Below are 22,475 nucleotides of genomic sequence, written 5' to 3'. Positions count from 1 at the left end.
CCGGGAATACCAAAAAGAAAGGGCTCGCACTTGCGAGCCCTTTTGCTTTGCGCGGGTCAGGGATTCATTCTTCGTGAACGAGTTTCCACGCACCGTTTTCAACAACGTTGACGAACACAGTATCCGCGCCCTGATGATCCTCAGGACCATAGGTGATGTGGTTGCCAACCAGATCGTCCTGATAATCCAGCGTTTCCATCGCTGCGATGAAACTGTCCTGCGTCAGATCAGGGCCTGCGGCCTCCAACGCCTTAACCATCATTTCAGCCGCCGAATAACCCAGCATGGCAAATCCGACCGGATCTTCGCCTGTGGCTGCCTTGTATTCCTCGATAAATGCGGCCGGGGCAGGTTGATCCGCACGCGCCCAAAGATCCTGCCACGAAGCTGCCGCGTAGAATCCATCAGTCACGCCACCGGGCACCTGCGCCACGACCGTTAGGAAACTGGCCGAGGTGCCGAGAAATTTCATATCAGTCAGGCCCATTTTCTTTGCGGTGCCCACGACGGTGATTGCCTGCCGCACCCCAAGCGCCATGGTGACGATATCGCAACCCTCTTCCTTGAGCTTGCTCAGCGATCCGACAAAGTCCGTTTCATCCGGTTTATGGGTGGTTTCTGATCCAAAAGTGATCCCGGCCTCTTCGGCTCCGGCCTTGCTGCCTTCTAGAATTTCCTCACCAAAATCTGTCGGCAGGTACATGGTGCAGACCGTCTTTGAGCCAAACTCGCCTGCCAGATAGTTCACGCCAACGCGCGCCTGATCGAAATAGGTCGAGAAGGAGGTGAACTTGTTCCGCATGGGTTCCTGCAACATCTGACGCGCAGCTGTAAGAGGCGCTACGTTGGGAATGCCTTTGGGATCCAACAGCTTGAACCCTGCCATGTTCATCGGCGTGCCAAGCGATTGCAGCATGGCGAATACTTTGTCGCGATTCAGCAGTTTGTTATAGCCCTGCATGGCTCGCGGCATCTGATAGCCGTTGTCTTCGACCACGTAACGAATTTTGCGCCCGTGCACGCCGCCAGCCGCATTCACCCGATCAAAGACAACATTTGCACCTTTGGTTGCCGGAACACCCACTGCGGCGAAAATCCCGCTCAGGTCGTTAACCGAACCAATGACAATCTCATCATCGGTCACGCCCTGTGTTTGCGCCCAACCAAGTGTTGCCGATGCTGTCAGCAGTGATGCAGCCGCCAGCCTGTTGAGTAATTTCTTCATCTCTTTCCTCCCGTTAATCTTTTGGTCAAGTGTACATATCTTCGATCAGATGCCCGTGTTTCTTTTCAACCAATCCGCGTTTCAGCTTCATCGTGGCTGTAAGCTCGTCGTCTTCAGCGGTCAGCAGGACGTCAATCAGACGGAAATCCTTGATCTGCTCGACCCGCGCAAATTCTGCATTAACAGCGGCAATTTCCGAACTGATCAACTGCCTGATTTCCGGTGCTGCGCATAGCGAGGCAAAATTCGAGAAGGGGATTTTATGGCCCTGCGCGTATTTTTCGACATTTTCCTGATCAATCATGATCAGTGCCGTCAGAAATTTACGCCTGTCCCCGATGATGATTGCGTCCGCGACATAATGACTGAACTTAAGGCGGCTTTCGATCTCGGCTGGGGTGATGTTCTTACCACCTGCGGTGATGATAATGTCCTTCAGGCGGCCCGTGATGGTGACATAGCCATCCTTATCTAATGTCCCCATATCTCCGGTACGCAGCCAGCCGTCGGCGGTAAAGGTTTCTGCCGTTTTCGCGTTGTTGCGCCAGTATCCCTGAAAAATGTTCAGGCCCTTCAGTTGGATTTCGCCATCGCCCGAGATACGGATGTCGCACCCTTCGACGGCTTTGCCTATGGTTCCGATCTTATTACTGTCTGTGGTGTTGAGTGTGGCAAGGCCCGAAGTTTCGGTCATCCCGAACCCTTCCACCAACGGCACGCCGATGGACCAGTACCATTTCAGCAGATCAGTCGAGATTGGGGCGGCACCTGTTCCGCCTCGTCGCAGTTTGTCCAGACCCAGCATCCGGCGCAGGTTTTTCAAAACCAGCTGATCCCAGAACCAGAATCTGGTGGCGACGCCGGATGGAACTGGTTGGCCTGCGCTCAGATATCCGGCACGGCGCGCACCAGCTTTCAATGCCAAACCGAATGCCAGCCGCCCCAAAGGCGTGGCTTCCTGTGTTAGGATCTGGACATGTGAGTAGATCTTTTCCCAAACCCTTGGCACCGCTGTGAAGGTTGTCGGCGAAACCTCCTGAAGGTTTGCAAAAACAGTTTCAGGGCTTTCGGCAAAATTGACAGTGCAGCGGGCCGCCAATGGAAAATAGACCGAGACATTACGTTCCAGAATGTGACACAGAGGCAGGAAACACAGCTGTTCATCGCTGGGCAGCGCTGGCAGCGCCCGTGCCGCGGATTCGATGGCCGCCAGAATATTTTCATGGCTAAGCATTGCGCCTTTCGGCTGACCCGTTGTTCCCGACGTATAGACCAGCAAGGCAGTGTCCTGCGGTTTGGCCAATGCAATTTCCGCTTCGAAGCGCCCGGGCTCGGCCAACTCGGCCTTGTGGCCCAAGGCGAACAGCTCGTCGATCATCATGCAGCGCGGATGGTTCAGGTCATGCAATCCTTCGTCCTCAAGGATGATTACCTTGATCAGATCGGGAACCTCGGTCTCAATTCCCAGAAACTTGTCCAGATGTTCTTCATCCTCGACAATCAGAAACCGGCTGCCGCTGTCGTTGATCAGATACTGCAACTGACTGGCGGAATCCGTGGTGTAGACGCCGGAAGCGATACCGCCAACGCCCTGAATACCCATGTCGAGCCAGGCCCATTCCTTGCGATCTTCGGACAGGATTGAAACCACATCGCCGCGTTCCAGTCCCAGCTTGCGCAAGGCCAGCCCGATCCATTTGGCATGCTGCCAGTAATCGGCCCAGGAATAGGATTTCCAGATACCCAGGTCCTTTTCGCGATGCGCCGTTCGGCTGCCCAGTTCGGCACATCGGCTTTGGAACAACTCGGCAATGGTGATGCAGCCATCAACTCGTACCGGGCGCTGTCCTGCTGTTGCGTTGAACTGAACGCCGTTTATCACGACCTGAGGGGGGAGGGGCGTGGCGTCCATCCGTTTTACCTCCACGTCTTTTTCCGCTTCCAGCGGCGGCTTTCGCGCGCGCCTTCTTCTTGTTTTCCAAGATAGAAGCTTTGAATATCCTCGGATCGCAAAAGCGCATCCGCGGCCCCGTCCATGACGATGCGACCCACCTCCATGACATAGCCGTGATGCGCCAGTTCCAGCGCCGCATTGGCATTCTGTTCAACCAGCAACATCGTCATATTCTGTTCTTCGTTCAGACGTTTGAGAATGCCAAAGATCTCTTGCACCAGCAGAGGGGACAGGCCCAATGACGGCTCATCCAGCAACATGATACGAGGTCTGGCCATCAATCCGCGCCCTATGGCCAGCATCTGTTGCTGCCCACCCGAAAGGGTTCCGGCCTCTTGCGACCGACGGCTTTTCAGAACCGGAAAATAACGAAAGACCAGCTCACGATCCTGTTCGATCTGGTCTTTGTCTTTGCGGGTGTAGGCGCCGAGGCTCAGGTTATCATCAACCGTCAGAAGTGGAAAAACTTCGCGCCCTTCCGGGATGTGAACCACCCCGCGCTGGACAACCTTGTGCGGTTCCCAGCCCTGAATGTCACCGCCGTCAAAGGTGATCGTTCCCTTTTCCGGGTCCATCACGCCAGAGATGGTTTTCATCAAGGTGGTCTTGCCCGCGCCGTTTGCGCCAAGGATCGACACGATTTTTCCTTCGTGAACATCCAGCGAAACGCCCCGAATGGCCATGATTGGGCCATAGAAACTTTCGATATTGCGGACTTGCAAGATCGGAGCGTTCATGAGGCTTTCCCCAGATAGGCCTCGATCACGGCCGGGTGCGATTGCACGTCTGCCGGTGGCCCGAGGGCCAGCTTTGCCCCATCTGCCATGGCCAGGACCCGGTCGGACACGCCCGATACCAATCCCATGTCGTGTTCGACCATCAGCACGGTAATGCCCATTTGCCGCCGGATATCGTCGATCCACCAACGCATATCGGTCGTCTCTTCCACTGACAGTCCCGAGGCCGGTTCATCCAGCAGCAGCAACTTGGGATCGGTCGCCAGGGCACGTGCAACTTCGACCACTTTGCGCACGCCGTAAGGCAGCCCTGAAATCATCTTGTCGCGATAGGCCTGCAAGTCGAGGAAATCGATGATTTTTTCAACTTTTTCCCGGTTCTCCAGCTCTTGCCGTCGAACTGCAGGGGTGAACAAAAGTTCCGAAATCAGGTTCGTAGTCCGATGCCTGTGTCGTCCGACCAAAAGGTTTTGCAGGACAGTTGCGTGTTCGAAGAGCTCGATGTTCTGGAAGGTTCTCGCCACACCAAAGGCCGCCACGCCAGACGGTTTGACCTGAAGCAGATCGTGACCATCAAACCTAATCGACCCTGAAAACGGTTCGTAAAAGCGCGAGATCAGGTTGAAGACCGTCGATTTGCCCGCGCCATTCGGCCCGACTATGGCAAAAACTTCGCCCTTCTGAACCTCGAAGGACAAATTGTCCACGGCCGTCAGACCACCAAATTTCAGGGTAACGTTTTCAAATTCCAGCAAGCTCATCTCAGACGCTCCGTCTTGAGATAGGATTTCTGCCGTTTGAACATGTCCTTGCGATAGAAAGGAAACAGTTCGAACCAGGTGCGGATTTTTAGCCAGCGGCCATAGATGCCCATGGGTTCGAAAAGGATGAAGCCGATCAGGATCATGCCAAAGATGCCGAACTCCAGCCCCGGAATGGCAACGGTGTTTCCACCGATAATCGCGCCGACATATTCCTTTGAAATCGATAGAAACTGCGGCAAGAACCCGATGACGATTGCACCCAGAAACGCGCCATGGATCGAGCCCAGCCCGCCAATAACAATCATCATCAGCAATTGGATCGAGATCAGGACGCTGAAGGTTTCATTGTTAAACGCACCAGCAAACAGACCCATCAACGCGCCGGCCCAACCTGTAACCGCACAGGACAGGGCGAATGAAATCATCTTTGTTCGCGCGATATCTATACCCATCGCCTGCGCCGAAACCTCGGAGTCGCGCACGGCGATGAAGCTGCGACCCAATGGGGCCCGCAGCAGGTTTATATATCCCAACGTGACCAGAACGGTGACGAACAGAACCAGCCAGTAAAAAAGATCAGGCGTCCCCCAGCGGTCAACCGTAAGGCCAAAGATCTCGACCCCGCCGATATATTTACCAGCGACACCACCAGTGATCGGCTCGGACAGAACGATGATGTCATCCATCAGGATGGACAGCGCCATGGTAAAGATCGCCAGGTAGATACCGTGAAGCCGCAGCGCAGGGACTGCGACGGTCACGCCCGCGATCCCGGTCAGAATTCCGGCCAGCGGAAACGCGACTAGAAAAGGAACGCCTGCCTCAATCAGGGCCACGTTGGCGTAACAGCCAAAGGCCAGAAAGGCCGCATGGCCCAGGCTGACTTGCCCTGTATGTCCGGTCAGGATCATCAGACCCAGACCGGCGATGGCCCAGATCAGAACGTTTGTCAGTTCACCCAGATAGAAATCGTCCAGTGCGAAAGGCGCGGCCGCGACGACAAACAGTAGAAGCAGATAAAGGCGCAGCTGGAACCCGTCTTTCCAGGGGCGGATATCCTGCATGTAGTCGGTTTTGAAAACGATCCGCATGGCTCAGACCTTCTTGACCCGGACCTGACTGAACAGCCCGTTTGGTCGGAAGATCAGGACGGCAAGCAGCAAAGCGTATGGCGCGACCTGGCTGTAACCTGCCGCAATGTACCGGCTGGCGAAGGGTTCGATAACACCGACAATCAGCCCTCCGGCCAATGCACCCGGCAAACTGCCGAACCCGCCGATAACGGCGGCGGCAAACGCCTTGATACCCAGCAATCCGGTTGTCGGATCCACAGCACCTTTTGTAGCAAAGAGAATTCCGGCAATTCCCGCAACGCCTCCGGCCAAAGCCCAGACCCATCCTTGAACACGCCTGACGGGAATGCCCATGTAATAAGCTGCCAGCTGGTTTTGCGAGGCGCCCTGCATCGCCAGCCCCAGTTTGGTGCGGCTGAAGAAAACATAGAGCGACCATGTCAGCAGCACCGTGACAATGATTATCGCGACATCTTCCATCCCCAGTACAAGACCGCCCATACGCACTTCTTTGCCCGCAAGCGGGTTTTGCAGCGTTTGCGGCTCGTGCCCCCAGATCAGACCGGCAATGAAACGGATCACAAAGCCCAAAGCAATGGTCAGTATGACAACGGCGGTCTGGCTTTCACCAAACAGGCGGCGAATGATCAGGCGATCCAGAAGATAACCAAGCGCCCCCATGATTCCCAATGAAACAGGCAGAGCGAGCCAGAACGGCAACCCCATATATTCGGTATTTGTCAGGCCGATGGTCACAAATGCGCCCAGCATCATGAAATCGCCCTGCGCAAAGTTCACCGCTTCGGTCGCCTTGTAGATCAGTACAAAGCCAAGCGCGATCAGGCCGTAGACACACCCGTTCGCCAGCCCGCTAATCAGCAGCTGCGCATTATCCACACTGTCCTCCCTCCACCGGTTTTCCAGCGTCTTCTTCCGCCCGCGTGTATCCTCCGGCAACGCAGGTGAGTTCTACTATGGGGTGATAATCACCTTTCCGTCACTCTTTTTCAGCGCATCGGCAAGATTCGACACAAGATTTTCGAGTGTAAGGTGTTCGGAAACATCCGTTTTCCAGCGACCATTGGCAAAGCGGGCCTGAACTTCGGCCACAACCCGTATTTGGTCAGCGGGCGGTGTCGACATCATCCATTGCGTCAGCCAGAAACCTTCGATCCGTTTGCCCATGAAAATCAGCTGGCCGGTCTGGGAAAGCGTTGGCGCTTCGGTCGAAAGTTTGCCGTAGCTGACCCAGCGCGCCCGGTTGGGCATGGCGCAGAACAGTTTCTCGGACAGTTGATCCGTCACCGCATCAAGGAAGACCCGCGGCTTCAGCGTGGCGCTTATCGCGGCAAACTTCTCGACGATTTCAGGATCGGACGTCACAAGCACTTCGGCAGCTCCAAGACTTTTCAGCGTGTCGACTGTCTCGGCCCGGCGCACCAGCGCGATGGGTTTCAACCCCAGATCACGCCCGAGGCTGCACATCAGTTTTCCCAATTGGCTGGACGCAGCGGATATCACAAATGCATCGCCGTCTTCCCTTGCCATGTCCACCATCGCCATCGCGGTGAGAGGGTTGACGATTTGCGCGGCGCCGTCATCATCTGAAATATCCGGACGCAAGGGAATACACATTTGCATCTGCGTCACGATGTATTCCGCCCAGGCGCCGGAACCTGCGGCCACGAAAGCGACGCGCTGTCCCTTCAGCGCCTCGGCACCTTTTCCGGTTGCAACGACGTCGCCACAGCCTTCGAAGCCGGCCGCGGCACCTTTGACGCGCGGCTGGCCGTATTCACCCTTGATGAAGTGGAGGTCGGACGGATTGACCGACGACGCGCGCAGGCGGATCAAAACCTGACCGGGGCCGGGATTGGGAACGGGCAGTTCCGCGGGTTCAAGCCAATCAGCCGCATTCTCGATGACTGGTCCGGTCGAAGTGGCCGAGTACCCGCCGTGTTTCAGGATGGCAGCTTTCATTGTTTGGGGCAGGTCAGTCATGGGATCGTCCTCAAGATGGCTTGTTCAATGTGCACACCCCCTTAAACAGGAGATTGCCAACGGGCGACCTCGGGGTGAGGATGTGTTGTCGGGGCAGCCAATCAAAAGCCGAACACTGGGTCAATTCAGAGAAACGATAACGTAAGGGCACGACTGGAAAATTGGCGTGCGGGGTAGGGGCCGGAAACTGGCAACCGGCCCCTTCTTTGTTACTGCTGCGTCAACAGCGCGGTCAGTTCCTGAATCTTCAAGGCGATGGTTTCAGGCGACTCTTTAATGTCATTTACAATCTTGATCGCCTGTTCTTTCAGATCCGTGGCCAATGTGCTGTCCTGAATCGAGCTCATGATACCTTCATAGTCGAAATTGGTGGGGTCCAGCTTGCCTTCCTGAATCCAGGAGCTCAGCAATTCCTGTCCCTGACCCGCCAGCGCCGCCACCTGATCACCGGCTTGCTGTGCTGCCTCGGATGCTTGTTCCGCAACAGACGAAGCTGCCTCACTGGCTTGGTCGGCAACCGACGATGCGGCTTCCTGCGCCTGTTCGGTCAAGGATGAAGCTGCCTCGCTGGCCTGTTCTGTTGCACCTTCCAGCGCATCAGACGCAGCTTCCTGAGCGGTTGACGCGGCATCAGCCACTGCATCGCCCGCCTCCTGCGCTGCGGATTGCACTTGTTCAGCCGGAGTTTGTTCGGACTGGTTGAGATAGTAGTAACCACCAACACCGACAGCGGCGATGATGATCAGGATAAGAATACGCGACATGTGTGTCTCCTTTGGAAAATGTGTCGCCGGGATGCGTTAAATGTAGCGGAGATACAAAGGGGAATTCCTGTGAATTCTCAGCAGAATACAGGTTTGGGCCGTGCTACGCTGATTGCACCCGATTTCACGGCAAGAACACGCCGGGTGACCTAGGCCACTACAGTTTCTGACAGCGGATCACTTGCAATTTGTTGAGAACACAGATCAGACCGGAAGACGTTTTCTGACAGCCTTCGATATTGGGAATGTGGCGGAGAGACAGGGATTCGAACCCTGGGTGGGCTTGCACCCACAACGGTTTTCGAGACCGCCCCGTTCGACCACTCCGGCACCTCTCCGCGGGGGTCTGTGAGGGGGGGATTTAGTCAGGAACGAACGGGGGCGCAAGCAGAAAATTCCGGAAATCGTGATTGCCGGGATTTTCCGTTGCCTGCCAGCGCAAAACACCTACTCTGAAAGGTATGACACAGTTTGCACACCGCATCGCCTTTTGGTTTCTCGCCCCGTTTCTGGCACTTGTTCTGGTTCCTTTGGAGCTTTCTGCGGCGAACCGGGATCGGATTGAGGCTTTTTTGACGACGACCGGTTTTGACGTAGCTCTTGAAAGCATCGCCCTGAGCTCACGGTCCGCGCCGCAGATGTTGGGTGTTGACCCAGAGGGTTTCGGCTCGGACTGGACCCGTTTGACGGACGAGGTTTTTGAAGTCGGTGCAATGCACGACACCGCAGTTTCCATTCTGGAACAGACCCTAAGTGACGAGGCCCTGGCACACGCTGTCGAGTTTTACGCGTCTAACCTTGGTCAACGTCTGGTCGTGGCCGAAAATGCCTCACACATGCAAGAAGACGATGACGTCAAGCAATTGGCAGGCCAAAGGATCATTTCTGATCTGATCAAGAACGGGTCGAAACGGGTCGAAAGTTTTAAACGCATGAACGCCGCGATCGATTCCACAGGTACGGCGTTGCGTGCCTTGCAGGAAATTCAGGTGCGCTTCCTGCTGGCGGCCAGCGCATCGGGAGTCATCGAGCTACAGCTGGACGGGGATGAACTGCGTGAATTGATGAAGCAAAATGAACCGGCAATGCGTCAGTCACTGCAATTGTCCAATCTGGCGGGCGCTGCTTACACCTATCAGGGTTTTTCCGACGCTGATGTCGATACATATGTTGACGCGCTGGAACAGCCGCTGATGCAGGAAGTCTACGAGCTGTTGAACGCCATCCAATATGAGATCATGGCCATGAGGTTCGAGGTTCTGGCCGCGCGGATGGCCGAATTGCACCCGGCACAGGACATTTGATGCAGCGCGCTATTCTGGCATTTGTGGTCGCCTTGTGTTGGGCACTGCCGCTTTATGCCGATGGAAAAGTCGATCGATTGGCAAAAGCCATGCGTCTGACACAGGTGATGGAAATCCTTGTTCACGAGGGGCAGGGCCACCGCGAGACTCTTGACGATACTTTTTTGGACAACAAGGGTGGCGCTTTTTTCGAGTCGCAGGTCAATCGTATCTACGATCCCCTTTGGATGCGGGAACATCTGACGGACGCCTTCAAAGAAGGTATGTCCGATGTTCAGCTTGATCAGGCCATCTTGTTTTTTGAAAGCGATCTTGGCCAGACCATCGTAACACTGGAAAACTCGGCCCGGCGCGCCATGTCGGATCAGGCAATCGAAGACATGGCCCGAGAATCCTACAAATCCGCAGAACGCAGCACCGCTCAGTTTGCTTTGGTCAAGGAATATATCGAGGCAAATAACCTGATTGAAAAGAATGTTCAGGGGGCATTGACGTCAGACTACAGCTTCTTTCGGGGTCTTGATGTTGATGCGCGGACCGACGATCAGGAACTGCTGGCCGAGCTTTTGTTGCAGAAGGACAGTCGGAGCGAGGACACCGAAGAGTGGCTTTTCTCGTTTCTTCTTATGGCCTACCGCCCGTTGGATGAGGCTCAGATGCGCGAAAATATCGCGTTTTCAAGAACCGAAACGGGACGGGCCCTGAATGACGCCGTGTTTGACGGCTTTGACCGCATGTTCAATGATATTTCCTATCGCCTGGGGCAGGCGGTTGCACAGGCGCTGAGGGCGTCCGATCTTTAACGCCGCTTTGGTGTTGACTTTTACCTGCATTCTATGGATAAGCGCGCATCCCGGCCGGTTTTCCGCGCCGGGTATCGTTATTATTTGGCCTGCATGACGTTGTCAGGGGTCATTCACACAGCCCGAAAAGGGCGCGCTGTTCGAGGTGGCATTCAAGTTTCTTGGGGCCAAAACACCCGCAAAGGGGACCACAGAACGCGGGTTAGAAAAGGAAAAACGCATGTTTGCGGTCCTCAAGACTGGCGGCAAGCAGTACAAGGTTCAGGCGGGCGATATCCTCCGCGTTGAAAAGCTGGCTGCCGACGCAGGTGAAAAAGTTCAATTCAACGATGTTCTGATGCTGGGCGGTGACGCTCCGGTTGTTGGCGCACCTTTCGTTGCAGGCGCAGGCGTTCAGGCCGAAGTGATCGAACAGATCAAAGGTGACAAGGTCATCAAGTTCGTCAAACGCCGTCGTAAGCACAGCTCGAAGCGTACCGTTGGCCACCGTCAGAAACTGACACTGGTCAAAATCACCGACATTCTGGCGTCGGGCGCCGACAAATCGGGCATCAAAGCTGCAACCGGTTCCGCTCCGGCTGGCGAAGCGGCACCCGCTGCAAAGCCTGCCAAGAAAGCCGAAGCCAAGGCTGAAGCACCCGCTGCTGCCGCTGCTGACGATCTGACCCAACTGAACGGTGTCGGCCCTGCCGCCGCCAAGAAGCTGGTTGAGGCCGGTATCGAGAGCTTTGCCGCTCTGGCCGCCTTGTCGGATGAGCAGATTGCTGCTATCGAAACGGTCAAAGTGAAACCCGAATGGGTTGAGCAAGCCAAAGAATTGGCTAAAGGCTAAGGAGAGAGAGAATGGCACATAAAAAAGCTGGCGGTTCCTCCCGTAACGGTCGCGACTCAGCTGGTCGTCGCCTTGGCGTAAAACTGTATGGTGGCCAGGCCGCTATCGCAGGCAACATCATCGTGCGTCAGCGCGGCACCAAGTTCTGGCCGGGCGAAGGCGTAGGCATTGGCAAAGATCACACCATCTTTGCAACTGTCGATGGCGCCGTGAAGTTCCACAAGGGACTAAAAAACCGCACCTTTATTTCGGTCCTGCCAGTGGCGGAGGCCGCAGAGTAAGCCGAGACCCAGAAGGTTTAAGAAAAATTCATGGGGGACCGGCACAAAGTGCCGGTCCCCTTTCTCGTTTTAACGCAGTCGTGATCGAAAGAACCAATGACAGTCGCAACCACCAGTTTCCTGATATTTGCCGCCTCTCAGGTCGGCACGCCAGGGCCGGCCAACATGGTCCTGCTGGGAACTGGTGCGCGCTATGGGTTTCGGGCCGCATTGCCTTTTGTGGCCGGTGTCGTGCTTGGTAAGCAGCTGATTATCTGGCCCGTGGGCTTTGGTCTGCTGGAACTGGCGGAACAGGTTCCGACGGTCTTTGCGGCGCTGAAATATGCTTCGGCTGCATATATTTGCTGGCTGGCGTGGAAGATCGCGAATTTGCGACTGTCGCGCGAAACTGCGGTTGGTGATGTTCCGGGATTCTGGGCAGGGTTGATCGTGCATCCGCTGAATCCAAAAGCCTGGGCCATGATTGTTGCAGGTTTTACGGGCTTTGTCGCGGCGGGGACGTCCAGCTTTGATGCAACGCTCACGATCGCTCTTAGTTTGTTGATCTGCCAGATTGTTTTGCACCCGATCTGGACTTTTGCGGGGGATAGAATCGCGCATGCGGTTGAAGGTCGCCCGGCGGAAAAATATCTGATGTGGACGTTGGCGGGTCTTACGGTCGCGTCCGTACTATTCGTGTTGTTCGGAGGAGGAACACACCAATGAAGCTTGAGACAATAATAAATCAGCCGGTCATTGAAACCGAGCGGTTCGATCTGCGCCCCCTGCGCCGGTCGGACATGGGCCTTATCGAGCATTATGCAGGTGATGAGCGCGTGGCGCGGATGACCACCAGTATCGCACATCCACTGGCCCCCGGATCGATCGAAGCCTTTGTAACCCGTTCGATGGCCGACAACCGGGATGAAGACGTCTGGGTCATGGATGCCACCAAGGACGGAGGTCCGGAACTGATCGGTGTGATTTCGCTGAAACGACTTGACCGGAATCAGTCCGAAGTCGGCTATTGGGTCGCGCCGATCTATTGGAACACGGGCATTGCCTCGATGGCTGTCGAAGCACTTGTTAACGCCAACCCGCTGGAGAACGCGACGATGTTCGCCAGTGTGTTTCAGGATAATCCGGCCTCGGCCCGGGTCCTGACCCATTGTGGGTTCCAGTATCTGGGCGATGCGGAAAGCTATTCGGTGGCACGCGATGCGAATGTGCCCACCTGGACTTACAGTAAAAAACTCTGACTTGTGGCCGATGGGGCCTTTGCAGTAGGGGACACACATGAAATTTCTCGATCTCGCAAAGGTCTACATCCGGTCCGGGGCCGGCGGTAGCGGCTGCGTCAGCTTCAGACGCGAAAAGTTTATAGAATACGGCGGCCCCGATGGCGGGGACGGCGGCAAAGGCGGGTCTGTCTGGGCCGAAGTTGTGGATGGGCTAAACACCCTGATCGACTTCCGCTATCAGCAGCACTTCTTCGCCAAAAACGGGCAACCGGGCCGGGGGCAGCAACGCACCGGCAAGGATGGGGACGATATCGTTCTGCGTGTGCCGGTTGGCACTGAAATCCTGGACGAAGACGAAGAAACCGTCATCTGCGACCTGACCGAAGTCGGGCAACGTGTTCTGCTGGCCAAGGGCGGCAATGGCGGGTTTGGCAACCTGCATTTCAAATCTGCCACAAATCAGGCCCCGCGCCGCGCCAATTCGGGGCAGGCGGGGATTGACCGCACAATCTGGCTGCGGCTCAAGCTGATCGCCGATGTGGGTCTTTTGGGTATGCCGAATGCAGGCAAGTCGACCTTTCTGGCGGCCACGTCGAATGCGCGGCCCAAGATTGCCGACTATCCGTTTACCACGCTGCACCCCAATCTTGGCGTTGTCGGCGTGGACAACGTCGAATTTGTTGTGGCCGATATCCCGGGCCTGATCGAAGGTGCTCATGAAGGCCGTGGCATTGGTGACCGTTTTCTGGGTCACGTGGAACGCTGTGCCGTGTTGTTGCATCTGGTCGACGGCACCTCTGCGACGGTCGCCGATGATTACCGCACGATCATTCACGAGTTGGAAGCCTATGGCGGCGAGCTGGCTGAAAAGCCCCGGATCACTGTTCTGAACAAGATCGACGCGCTGGATGACGAAGAACGTGCCCTTGCCGTCGCAGAGCTTGAGGAGGCCGTGGGCGGCCCCGTCATGACGATGTCCGGTGTGGCGCATCTGGGTGTAACCGAAGTTCTGCGGGCGCTGCGCAGCCAGATTGACGACAACCGTGTGCGTCAGAAACCCGCTGAGGAGGCACAGCCTTGGCAACCCTGACCTCGGCACGCCGTCTGGTGGTAAAAATCGGGTCGGCTTTGCTGGTTGATCGCGACACTGGCCTGCTGCGGTCTGACTGGCTGCTGTCGTTGGCGCAAGATGTTTCCTGGCTCAAGGGGCAGGGGAAAGATGTGATCCTTGTTTCATCCGGTTCGATTGCACTTGGCCGCGGAGTATTGGGCCTGCCGATGGCGGCACTGCCTTTGGAACAGTCGCAGGCTGCTGCTGCGGTTGGGCAAATCCGGCTTGCACGCGCCTACGAAGAGGCGTTGGCACCCCATGGGATCACTACAGCGCAGGTTCTGGTGACGCTTGAAGACAGCGAAGATCGCCGCAGGTATCTGAACTCGCGCGCGACCTTGGAAACTCTGCTGGGGTTAGGCGTCGTACCGATCGTCAATGAAAACGACACGGTTGCAACGGACGAAATCCGTTATGGCGACAATGACCGCCTGGCCGCGCAAATCGCCGTGACAGTAGGGGCCGACCAACTGATTCTGCTGTCGGATGTGGATGGTTTCTATTCCGGTAATCCAAAAGAAGATTCCTCCGCGACGCGCTTCGAGACAATCGACAGGATCACACCCGAGATTGAAGCCATGGCTGGTGATGCGGGATCGGGCCTATCCAAAGGTGGGATGAAGACAAAGCTGTTGGCGGCCAAGATGGCAACCGCTGGTGGTTGCGCCATGGCAATTACTGAAGGGTCGGTTCTGAACCCTTTGAAAATGCTAGAAAACGGTGCCAATTCCACATGGTTTACTGCGACATTGGATCCACATGCAGCCCGCAAACGCTGGATTTCGGCAATGAAACCTCGGGGTGAGATCACAGTGGACGAGGGGGCGGCCAAGGCACTGGCCAATGGCAAAAGCCTGCTCCCTGCCGGGATTGTGGAAGTGACCGGAGATTTCGGTCGCGGCGATCCTGTCGCCGTCCTTGATCTGGAATCCCGCCGTCTGGCTCAGGGGATAAGCCGGTATACGGCGCAGGAAGCCGATGCGATCAAGGGGCGTAAGTCTTCTGAGATTGAAGCGACGCTGGGCTATCCCGGCCGCGCAGCCCTCATCCACCGGGACGACCTCGCCCTTTAACTTTCAATAAGATGATCTGAAAGGCACGCGATATGAAAGACTTCGACAGCATTCCTGCTCTGATGGAAGATCTTGGGAAACGTGCCAAAGCCGCTTCGCGTGAACTGGCTTTCGCAACAGCTGAAAGAAAGCACGCAGCGCTGATTGCAGCCGCAGATGCGGTTTGGGCCAATCGGGCACGGATCATCGAAGCCAATCAAAAAGATCTGGAATTCGGCCGCGACAAGGGTCTGAGCCCCGCAATGATGGATCGCCTGATGCTTGATGAGGCGCGTGTTCAGGGCATGGTGGACGGGCTGAGAACCGTCGCGGAGCAGGCCGACCCGGTGGGTGAGGTTCTGTCTGAGTGGAATATGCCCACGGGCCTTAACATCCAGCGCGTCCGGACACCGTTGGGGGTTATTGGCGTGATCTACGAAAGCCGACCCAACGTGACTGCGGATGCCGGGGCGCTGTGCCTGAAATCGGGCAATGCGGTAATCCTGCGTGGCGGATCCGAAAGCTTTCATTCCTCAACCGCGATCCATGCCTGTCTGGTCGAAGGGCTGAAGGCCGCGAACCTGCCTGAAGACGCCATTCAACTTGTGCCCACACGCGACCGCGCCGCGGTGCAGGAGCTGCTGACGCTGACCGACTATGTCGACGTCATCGTTCCACGCGGAGGCAAGGGACTGGTGGGCCTTGTACAACGAGAGGCCCGTGTGCCGGTCTTTGCCCATCTCGAAGGCATCGTGCACATTTACATCGACAAGGCTGCTGATCCGCAGAAAACGCTGGAAGTGGTACTGAATGCCAAGACTCGCCGCACTGGTATTTGCGGAGCCGCTGAATGCTTGCTGGTTCATCAGGATATCGCCGACACACTGGGGCGTGACGTGGTTGCGGCACTGGTCCAGTCAGGCGTCGAGGTTCACGCCGACGGTGTCCTCGCTGGGGAGGGTACAGTTGCTGCTACGGCGGAAGACTGGGGAAAAGAGTTCCTCGACAGCGTGATCGCGGCGAAGCCCGTTGCCGATATTGATGCCGCGATTGCTCATATTCAGCAATACGGCTCGAACCACACCGATTGCATCATGACCGAGGATGACGCAGCAGCGGCCCGTTTCTTTGAGCGTCTGGACAGCGCAATCCTGATGCACAATGCCTCGACTCAGTTTGCGGATGGTGGCGAGTTTGGCATGGGGGCAGAAATCGGAATCGCGACGGGCAAGATGCACGCGCGCGGACCGGTTGGGGCGGCGCAATTGACCAGTTTCAAATATCTCGTGCGCGGGAACGGAACGATCCGGGCTTAAAACCGAAGTGACACGCGGGTTGCCGAGGTTTCAACGGCAATCCGCCGACCCATCGCAGCTGCCGTTTCAGGCAGCAACGCGAACTGAACGTGCGCGGGCGTGATCTTGGTGGGAAACCGACCTGTCACGACGTTCTTCCAAAGATCACCATCGACATTCAACCGGTCTGCAACCCCGGTCACTATCCAATTGTTGCCCTGATTGACGATTTCGACTGCGCCGCCCAGCGGCATGGCACTTTCGCAGCACATAAGCGCCAGAAAGGCCAGTTTGACCTGATTACGCGGCACTGGCCCGGTCAGGTTCCAGTTGACCCGTATCCGCCCGGCACGCTCGATATCTTTCAGCAGTTCGGTTACTTCGGTCCGACCAAGCGGCTGATCACTGGCCGAGCCAAAGGCAACGCGGAAAAAGCGAATACGTGCCCCGGCACTTCCGACACTGCCCGAGATCAGTTCCATCTCGGGGCCCTGTACGGCGCCCACCATATCCAACAGCTCAAGCCCGTTGGTGATCGCCCCGATCGGGCTGATCAGATCATGGCAAATCCGCGAACCGATCAATTCGGCCAGGTTGACGTTGCTCTCGCCCATGCGTACCTCCGACTGTATCTGCCGCACGTCCCGGAGGCCCCTATGACAGACATGAATGCTATACTTGCACCGGGCATGTTTGTCCGCCACCCGGATTTTCCCGAATGGGGCGTCGGACAGGTTCAGTCCAACATTGCAGGCAAGATCACCGTAAACTTTCGCGAGCAGGGAAAAGTGGTGATCGACGGAACGCGCATCGCCCTGATGCCGGTCTTTGATCTGTGAAAGTGGTTTAGGAAAGGTTAACAACGCTGACCGAAGCGGGGCTTGTTGCCTTTGGCTGAAAAACTGCGGTATCAGCAGCCAAAAGAACACGGATCGCCCCATATGCCGGATACTGGCCCTTCTTTCACTGTAAAACTGGCCGAGACCGAAGCCGACCTGCAAGCAGCTCAACGCCTGCGCTATGATGTCTTCGTGCGTGAGTTGGGGGGCGGCGGAGAGATGGTCGATCACGATGCTGGCCTCGAGAAAGACCGTTTCGACCCGTATTTCGATCATATGTTGGCCTATGATGATCACACCGGCGAAATTATTGGCGTCTACAGGATGTTACCGGACGAACGTGCCGCGGAACTGGGGCAATTCTATTCTGAAGACGAGTATGACCTGACCGTACTCAAGAACAGTGGGCGCAAACTGCTGGAGTTGGGACGGTCGTGCCTGCACCCCGACTACCGTGGGGGTACGGCAATGTACCACCTGTGGAACGGTTTGGCCGCTTATGTAGCGGAACGTGACATTGAGGTGCTGTTCGGCGTTGCGAGTTTTCACGGAACAGACGTGACCACATTGGCACAGCCCTTGTCGATGCTTCACCACAACCATCTGGCTCCGCCAGAGTTGCGCGTACGGGCGCAGCCCGATGTTTTTCAGTCGATGGACCTTGTGAAACCAGAAGCTTTGGACCGCCGCGCCGCCATGGTTCAGGTGCCAGCATTGATCAAAGCCTACCTGCGCTTGGGTGGTTTCGTGGGCGAGGGCGCCTTTATCGACCACACCTTCAACACAACGGATGTTTGCCTGATCCTCGACACGACGCGCATGAATGAACGGCAGCGTCGAATTTATGGCGGGGCGTGACGCTGTGAATGACCCGCTCTGGAATAGTGAAGACGCGCCCGATCCGATCGAGCTGGGCGTTACCGGATGGGTTCTGGTCATTCTGCGCGGAGTCCCGCTGGCGGCCCTTGTCTTTGGTGGCCTGATCATCCTTCTGGCCGTTCGTCTGATCGAGTATCCGATTTTCGGCGTCCGGCGACCTGTGACGCCGTTCATCACACAGTTTGTCTGCCGCAACGCGTTTCGAATTCTTGGCATCGGGTTCCGCACATCAGGCGCGCTGATGAAAGAGAGGGGGGCGGTGGTGGCAAACCACACGTCCTGGCTGGATATCTTTGCTCTGAACGCGCGCAAGCGGGTCTATTTTGTCTCCAAGGCAGAAGTTGCCAAATGGCCCGGTATCGGCTGGCTGGCCCGTGCGACCGGGACGCTGTTCATCGAACGGGATCGCAAGAAAGCCAAGGAACAAACCAAGCTGTTTGAAACCCGCCTGAAAGTGGGTCACAAACTGTTGTTTTTCCCCGAAGGCACCTCAACCGACGGGCTTCGCATTTTACCTTTCAAAACAACGCTTTTCGCCGCGTTCTTTGCAGATGAGTTGCGTGATTTCATGTATATCCAACCCGTTTCTGTGGTGTTTCACGCGCCCAAAGGCCAGCCAAAACGCTTTTATGGCTGGTGGGGGGATATGGAGTTCGGGCCGCATTTGCTGAAGACCCTTGGCGCACGTCGGCAAGGAACTGTTGAACTAATATATCATGCGCCAGCGCGGGTCAGCGACTTTGAAAACCGCAAGGCTCTGGCCGCCCATTGTGAAGACGCCGTCAGGCATGCGCACGCATTGGCGCAGCTTGAAAAATAGGGGCGATTGGCCCTTGCGTAGCGCGCAAACCTGCCTTATACGCGCGCCATTCAAACCCGCAGGCGGGGTTTGGCCTTTTTGAGGGAGACATCCTCATCAAGACCGCCGGTTGGAGCGTCCGCTTCTTTCACCCCCGCCCAGGCGTAAACCGGAAAAGGAAAATTGCATGGCTCTTCCCGAGTTCACCATGCGTCAGCTGCTGGAAGCTGGCGTTCACTTTGGTCACCAGACACAGCGTTGGAACCCCCGTATGGGCCCGTTCATCTACGGCTCGCGCAATGGCATCCACATCATGGACCTGACCCAGACCGTTCCGATGCTGGATCAGGCTCTGCAGGCTGTTCGTGACACCGTCGCAAAAGGTGGCCGCATTCTGTTCGTTGGTACCAAGCGCCAGGCAGCTGGCCCGATCGCTGAAGCGGCTGAAAAGTCGGCTCAGTACTACATGAACCACCGCTGGCTGGGCGGCACGCTGACCAACTGGAAAACCGTTTCCCAGTCGATCAACCGTCTGAACCAGATCGACGAAGCCATGGAATCGGGCGCAGAAGGCCTGACCAAGAAAGAGCGTCTGGGCATGGAACGTGACCAAGGCAAACTTCAGGCGTCGCTGGGTGGTATCCGCGAAATGGGCGGCGTTCCGGACCTGCTGTTCGTCATCGACGTCAAGAAAGAAGCACTGGCCATCGCAGAAGCCAACAAACTGGGTATCCCGGTTGTGGCTGTAGTCGACACCAACTGCTCGCCCGATGGCGTTGACTACATCATTCCCGGCAACGACGACGCGGCACGCGCAATCGCTCTGTACTGTGATCTGGCCGCACGCGCCGCTCTGGACGGTATGACCGCGCAGATGGGCGCAGCAGGCGTTGATCTGGGCGCATTCGAAGAAGCTCCGGTTGAAGAAGCTCTTGCGGAAGAAGCCGCAGAAGCCCCTGCCGAAGCGTAAGCTGCCCGTCACGTAAATGACATATGGGGCAGGGTATGACCTGCCCCAATTCCGTTTGAATTGAGGAGAGCCAAAAGATGGCAATCACAGCAGCAATGGTTAAAGAACTGCGCGACTCGACCGGCGCAGGCATGATGGACGCAAAAAAAGCGCTGACCGAAACCGGCGGCAACATGGACGACGCCGTTGACTGGCTGCGTACCAAAGGCCTAGCCAAAGCGGCCAAGAAATCAGGCCGTACCGCAGCAGAAGGTCTGGTTGCTGTTCACGTCAACGGTGGCAACGGTGTTGCTGTCGAAGTGAACTCGGAAACCGATTTCGTTGCGAAAAACGCTGAATTCCAGGAAATGGTCAGCAAAATTGCAAACGCGGCTGAAGGTGTGGACAACATCGAAGCGCTACTGACCGCTGATCTGGGCGGCAAAAGCGTTGCCGACACCCTGACCGACAAGATCGCCACTATTGGCGAAAATATGTCAGTGCGCCGCATGGCCAAACTGTCGGGCGACACTGTTGTGTCTTATGTGCACAACGCTGCGACCAACGGCATGGGCAAAATCGGTGTGCTGGTTGCACTGTCGGGTGGTGATGAAGCTATCGGCAAGCAGGTTGCGATGCACATCGCCGCTGTGAACCCGGCCGCCCTGTCTGAGGCCGACATGGACCCGGCAATTGTCGAGAAAGAAAAGCAGGTTCAGATGGACATCGCCCGCGAATCCGGCAAGCCGGAGCAGGTGATCGAAAAGATGATCGAAGGTCGCATGAAGAAATTCGTCGCCGAATCGACATTGCTGAGCCAGCAATTCGTTGTGAACCCTGATCTGACCGTTGAAGCCGCTGCAAAAGAAGCCGGCGCAACCATCACCGGCTTTGTTCGCCTGGAAGTCGGCGAAGGCATCGTTGTGGAAAAAGAAGACTTCGCTGCCGAAGTCGCAAAAGCCGCTCAGGGCTAAAGAAAGGCTCCGACAGGGGCCTTGCTGAACAAAGTGAAAGGGTTACGCGTCGCGTAGCCCTTTTTTGTTGGTGGCACATCAGAGAATTGGCAAAGAAGTGAAGGATTGGAGGGCCCCGCATGATGGGGATGGTCGAGGCCCCCCAAAATTCCGACACAGGTACGCGGACGAATAGGCGCCCCCTTGTCAGAGTGATTGGAGAGCTTTGAAATCGCAAAGATCCAACCGAATGTTCCCTGGCTAAAGCCACCACTCACGGAACACTCTCACTTTGCAACTTTTAGGTTAGATTTGAAAAGTAGTGATTTCCTTACCTAGGGTAAACTGACGCGGGATGGCGTCATAAAAACACTCCTAAACTTCCATAATGAACATCTGATTATGCAAAGATGCCTTCAAAACAGCCTGAGCCGTCGTTTCAACCGACAACGCCTCACGGGCGAGTCGAAGATGCTTTTCGACAGTTGCCGCTGTCAGGCCCATCAGCAAGGCTATGTCCTGCGTGGTTTTTCCGTCACCAACCCATTGCAACGCCTCGCGCTGACGCTTTGTCAGGGCCCGGTTCGGTGGGTTGAAAGGCAATGTCAGGATCTTCAGATGCGCAACGTTGTTCATCAAAAGAATGTCTTCACCATGCTCTTGCCAGATCGCGTCAATGTCTTCCTGGCTCATCCCTTCCTTGGCGGATAGGGAAATCGCCCCTTTCGAGCGCACAGAGACCGAGTTGAAACTGATGGTGTAACCAGAAACGACGCCCATGGACTTGTTGAACTCGAAAACCTCACGCTCTTTATCGGTCATCGACCCGCGAGAATGCATGTCCAGCAACATTTTCCAGCTGGCGGCACCTTCATTGTCCAGCGCCCATTTCAACATGGGGGCGTGAAAATACAAACCGTCCTTGATGAAGCCATCCACATAGGCACGGTTATGGTTAGTCAGAATGACAAAGTCCTCTGGATCACCCAATGAGGTTGCCGTCCTGTATTGCGTGTGGCCGTAGATAAGGCGATCGAACCCGAATTCCGCCATCTGTCGGCAATGCGCATCCCACAGGTCTTCCAGGGTCTTGGCATAGCTGACAAACCGCAGATAATCCCTGAGGGTCATGCCGTGCCACCTGCTTTCAAATGCGCGGCCAGCGCGTCCAGAGCAAGAACATAGCTTTGGGCACCAAAGCCACAGATCTGACCCAGAGCAACAGGCGCGATATAGGACTTGTGACGGAATGCTTCCCTTGCATGGATGTTTGACAGGTGAACTTCGACAACCGGCAGTTCAACTGACGCGATGGCATCCATCAACGCAACCGACGTGTGTGTGAACGCCCCCGCATTGATCACAAGGCCATCCTGCACACCGCGTGCGCCGTGGATCGCATCAATTAACACACCCTCATGGTTGGATTGCAGATGCGAGACTTCAAGGCCAATGGACGCGCCATGGCGCTGGCACTCCTCCTCGATCATCTTCAGAGTGGTGCTGCCGTAAACCTCGGGCTGCCGTGTGCCAAGCAGGTTGAGGTTTGGGCCATTCAATACCAAAACGTTGTGCATGTCTTCACGATCCCCATTAATGGTACATAGACGCCTAAAGGTTGGGTTGTCTACCTGCCTTTG

25 protein-coding genes and 1 tRNA gene are annotated in these 22,475 nt (G+C 56.2%); 14 read left to right on the top strand and 12 right to left on the bottom strand.

Annotated elements, in window-relative coordinates:
• Positions 1-64: 64 nt before the first annotated feature.
• The 9 genes from ACR0EK_RS02730 to ACR0EK_RS02690 all read right to left on the bottom strand — a co-directional run bounded on the left by ACR0EK_RS02730 (position 65) and on the right by ACR0EK_RS02690 (position 8,856).
• Positions 65-1,225 (bottom strand): ABC transporter substrate-binding protein, encoded by a 1,161-nt coding sequence (locus ACR0EK_RS02730; RefSeq protein WP_480564810.1) that lies wholly within the window; start codon positions 1,223-1,225, stop codon positions 65-67.
• A 25-nt stretch (positions 1,226-1,250) separates the two neighbouring features.
• On the bottom strand, positions 1,251-3,137 hold the full coding sequence (locus ACR0EK_RS02725) for an AMP-dependent synthetase/ligase (RefSeq protein ID WP_480558416.1): 1,887 nt from the start codon (positions 3,135-3,137) through the stop codon (positions 1,251-1,253).
• 5 nt (positions 3,138-3,142) lie between these two features.
• The gene (locus ACR0EK_RS02720) at positions 3,143-3,916 is read right to left on the bottom strand and encodes an ABC transporter ATP-binding protein (protein WP_480558414.1); all 774 of its coding nucleotides are present in this window, start codon (positions 3,914-3,916) and stop codon (positions 3,143-3,145) included.
• On the bottom strand, positions 3,913-4,677 hold the full coding sequence (locus ACR0EK_RS02715) for an ABC transporter ATP-binding protein (protein ID WP_480480983.1): 765 nt from the start codon (positions 4,675-4,677) through the stop codon (positions 3,913-3,915). The genes ACR0EK_RS02720 and ACR0EK_RS02715 overlap by 4 nt, the downstream gene beginning before the upstream one ends.
• The gene (locus ACR0EK_RS02710; RefSeq protein WP_267364860.1) at positions 4,674-5,771 is read right to left on the bottom strand and encodes a branched-chain amino acid ABC transporter permease; all 1,098 of its coding nucleotides are present in this window, start codon (positions 5,769-5,771) and stop codon (positions 4,674-4,676) included. The genes ACR0EK_RS02715 and ACR0EK_RS02710 overlap by 4 nt, the downstream gene beginning before the upstream one ends.
• A 3-nt stretch (positions 5,772-5,774) precedes the next feature.
• On the bottom strand, positions 5,775-6,650 hold the full coding sequence (locus ACR0EK_RS02705) for a branched-chain amino acid ABC transporter permease (RefSeq protein ID WP_480564807.1): 876 nt from the start codon (positions 6,648-6,650) through the stop codon (positions 5,775-5,777).
• Positions 6,651-6,725: 75 nt separating this feature from the next.
• The gene (locus ACR0EK_RS02700) at positions 6,726-7,754 is read right to left on the bottom strand and encodes an alcohol dehydrogenase catalytic domain-containing protein (protein ID WP_480564804.1); all 1,029 of its coding nucleotides are present in this window, start codon (positions 7,752-7,754) and stop codon (positions 6,726-6,728) included.
• Between the two features lie 209 nt (positions 7,755-7,963).
• Positions 7,964-8,518, bottom strand: coding sequence for a hypothetical protein (locus ACR0EK_RS02695; protein WP_480545581.1), 555 nt, complete (start codon positions 8,516-8,518; stop codon positions 7,964-7,966).
• A gap of 248 nt (positions 8,519-8,766) precedes the next feature.
• A tRNA-Ser gene (locus ACR0EK_RS02690) sits at positions 8,767-8,856 on the bottom strand.
• Positions 8,857-8,979: 123 nt separating this feature from the next.
• On the opposite strand from ACR0EK_RS02690, the gene ACR0EK_RS02685 reads away from it, so the two are divergent.
• From ACR0EK_RS02685 to ACR0EK_RS02645, 9 genes are all read left to right on the top strand, one after another.
• Positions 8,980-9,822, top strand: a complete 843-nt coding sequence (locus ACR0EK_RS02685; protein ID WP_480545580.1) for a DUF2059 domain-containing protein — start codon at positions 8,980-8,982, stop codon at positions 9,820-9,822.
• On the top strand, positions 9,822-10,625 hold the full coding sequence (locus ACR0EK_RS02680; RefSeq protein WP_480564801.1) for a DUF2059 domain-containing protein: 804 nt from the start codon (positions 9,822-9,824) through the stop codon (positions 10,623-10,625). Before ACR0EK_RS02685 ends, ACR0EK_RS02680 begins: the two co-directional genes overlap by 1 nt.
• A 220-nt stretch (positions 10,626-10,845) precedes the next feature.
• Positions 10,846-11,457 carry a 50S ribosomal protein L21 gene (locus ACR0EK_RS02675; protein WP_480480969.1) on the top strand — a complete coding sequence of 204 codons (612 nt, stop codon included), beginning with the start codon at positions 10,846-10,848 and terminating at the stop codon, positions 11,455-11,457.
• A gap of 11 nt (positions 11,458-11,468) precedes the next feature.
• Complete coding sequence (rpmA, locus tag ACR0EK_RS02670) at positions 11,469-11,738, top strand: 50S ribosomal protein L27 (protein ID WP_050602452.1); 270 nt, start codon at positions 11,469-11,471, stop codon at positions 11,736-11,738.
• A gap of 96 nt (positions 11,739-11,834) precedes the next feature.
• Positions 11,835-12,443 (top strand): LysE family translocator, encoded by a 609-nt coding sequence (locus ACR0EK_RS02665; protein WP_480480966.1) that lies wholly within the window; start codon positions 11,835-11,837, stop codon positions 12,441-12,443.
• The gene (locus ACR0EK_RS02660; protein ID WP_480472732.1) at positions 12,440-12,976 is read left to right on the top strand and encodes a GNAT family N-acetyltransferase; all 537 of its coding nucleotides are present in this window, start codon (positions 12,440-12,442) and stop codon (positions 12,974-12,976) included. Before ACR0EK_RS02665 ends, ACR0EK_RS02660 begins: the two co-directional genes overlap by 4 nt.
• A 37-nt stretch (positions 12,977-13,013) precedes the next feature.
• Positions 13,014-14,048: a GTPase ObgE gene (gene obgE, locus ACR0EK_RS02655; protein WP_209596239.1), complete on the top strand. Its 1,035-nt coding sequence runs from the start codon at positions 13,014-13,016 to the stop codon at positions 14,046-14,048.
• Complete coding sequence (gene proB, locus ACR0EK_RS02650) at positions 14,036-15,142, top strand: glutamate 5-kinase (protein WP_480564798.1); 1,107 nt, start codon at positions 14,036-14,038, stop codon at positions 15,140-15,142. Before obgE ends, proB begins: the two co-directional genes overlap by 13 nt.
• 32 nt (positions 15,143-15,174) lie before the next feature.
• Positions 15,175-16,437, top strand: coding sequence for a glutamate-5-semialdehyde dehydrogenase (locus tag ACR0EK_RS02645; protein WP_480537853.1), 1,263 nt, complete (start codon positions 15,175-15,177; stop codon positions 16,435-16,437).
• Here the strand turns inward: ACR0EK_RS02645 and ACR0EK_RS02640 are convergent.
• Positions 16,434-17,030: a histidine phosphotransferase family protein gene (locus ACR0EK_RS02640; protein WP_480537855.1), complete on the bottom strand. Its 597-nt coding sequence runs from the start codon at positions 17,028-17,030 to the stop codon at positions 16,434-16,436. The two genes, ACR0EK_RS02645 and ACR0EK_RS02640, sit on opposite strands and share 4 nt — an antisense overlap.
• Before the next feature lie 42 nt (positions 17,031-17,072).
• On the opposite strand from ACR0EK_RS02640, the gene ACR0EK_RS02635 reads away from it, so the two are divergent.
• The 5 genes from ACR0EK_RS02635 to tsf all read left to right on the top strand — a co-directional run bounded on the left by ACR0EK_RS02635 (position 17,073) and on the right by tsf (position 20,856).
• Positions 17,073-17,255, top strand: coding sequence for a DUF3553 domain-containing protein (locus ACR0EK_RS02635; protein ID WP_267364751.1), 183 nt, complete (start codon positions 17,073-17,075; stop codon positions 17,253-17,255).
• A 102-nt stretch (positions 17,256-17,357) separates the two neighbouring features.
• Entirely contained in the window at positions 17,358-18,113 is a 756-nt protein-coding gene (gene olsB / locus ACR0EK_RS02630) for an L-ornithine N(alpha)-acyltransferase (RefSeq protein WP_480537858.1), read from the top strand.
• Positions 18,079-18,954, top strand: coding sequence for a lyso-ornithine lipid O-acyltransferase (gene olsA / locus ACR0EK_RS02625; protein ID WP_480485654.1), 876 nt, complete (start codon positions 18,079-18,081; stop codon positions 18,952-18,954). The genes olsB and olsA overlap by 35 nt, the downstream gene beginning before the upstream one ends.
• Positions 18,955-19,120: 166 nt before the next feature.
• Positions 19,121-19,903: a 30S ribosomal protein S2 gene (rpsB, locus tag ACR0EK_RS02620; protein WP_209503940.1), complete on the top strand. Its 783-nt coding sequence runs from the start codon at positions 19,121-19,123 to the stop codon at positions 19,901-19,903.
• Positions 19,904-19,980: 77 nt separating this feature from the next.
• Positions 19,981-20,856 (top strand): translation elongation factor Ts, encoded by an 876-nt coding sequence (gene tsf / locus ACR0EK_RS02615; protein WP_480564795.1) that lies wholly within the window; start codon positions 19,981-19,983, stop codon positions 20,854-20,856.
• A 354-nt stretch (positions 20,857-21,210) separates the two neighbouring features.
• On the opposite strand, the gene ACR0EK_RS02610 is transcribed toward tsf, so the two are convergent.
• Positions 21,211-21,966 (bottom strand): autoinducer binding domain-containing protein, encoded by a 756-nt coding sequence (locus ACR0EK_RS02610; RefSeq protein WP_480564792.1) that lies wholly within the window; start codon positions 21,964-21,966, stop codon positions 21,211-21,213.
• Positions 21,963-22,412 carry a type II 3-dehydroquinate dehydratase gene (gene aroQ, locus ACR0EK_RS02605; protein ID WP_480480949.1) on the bottom strand — a complete coding sequence of 150 codons (450 nt, stop codon included), beginning with the start codon at positions 22,410-22,412 and terminating at the stop codon, positions 21,963-21,965. Before aroQ ends, ACR0EK_RS02610 begins: the two co-directional genes overlap by 4 nt.
• Positions 22,413-22,475 lie beyond the last annotated feature (63 nt).

It is taken from the genome of Ruegeria sp. AE4 (assembly GCF_056542185.1).
This window is presented reverse-complemented; position numbering and strand designations above follow the sequence as displayed.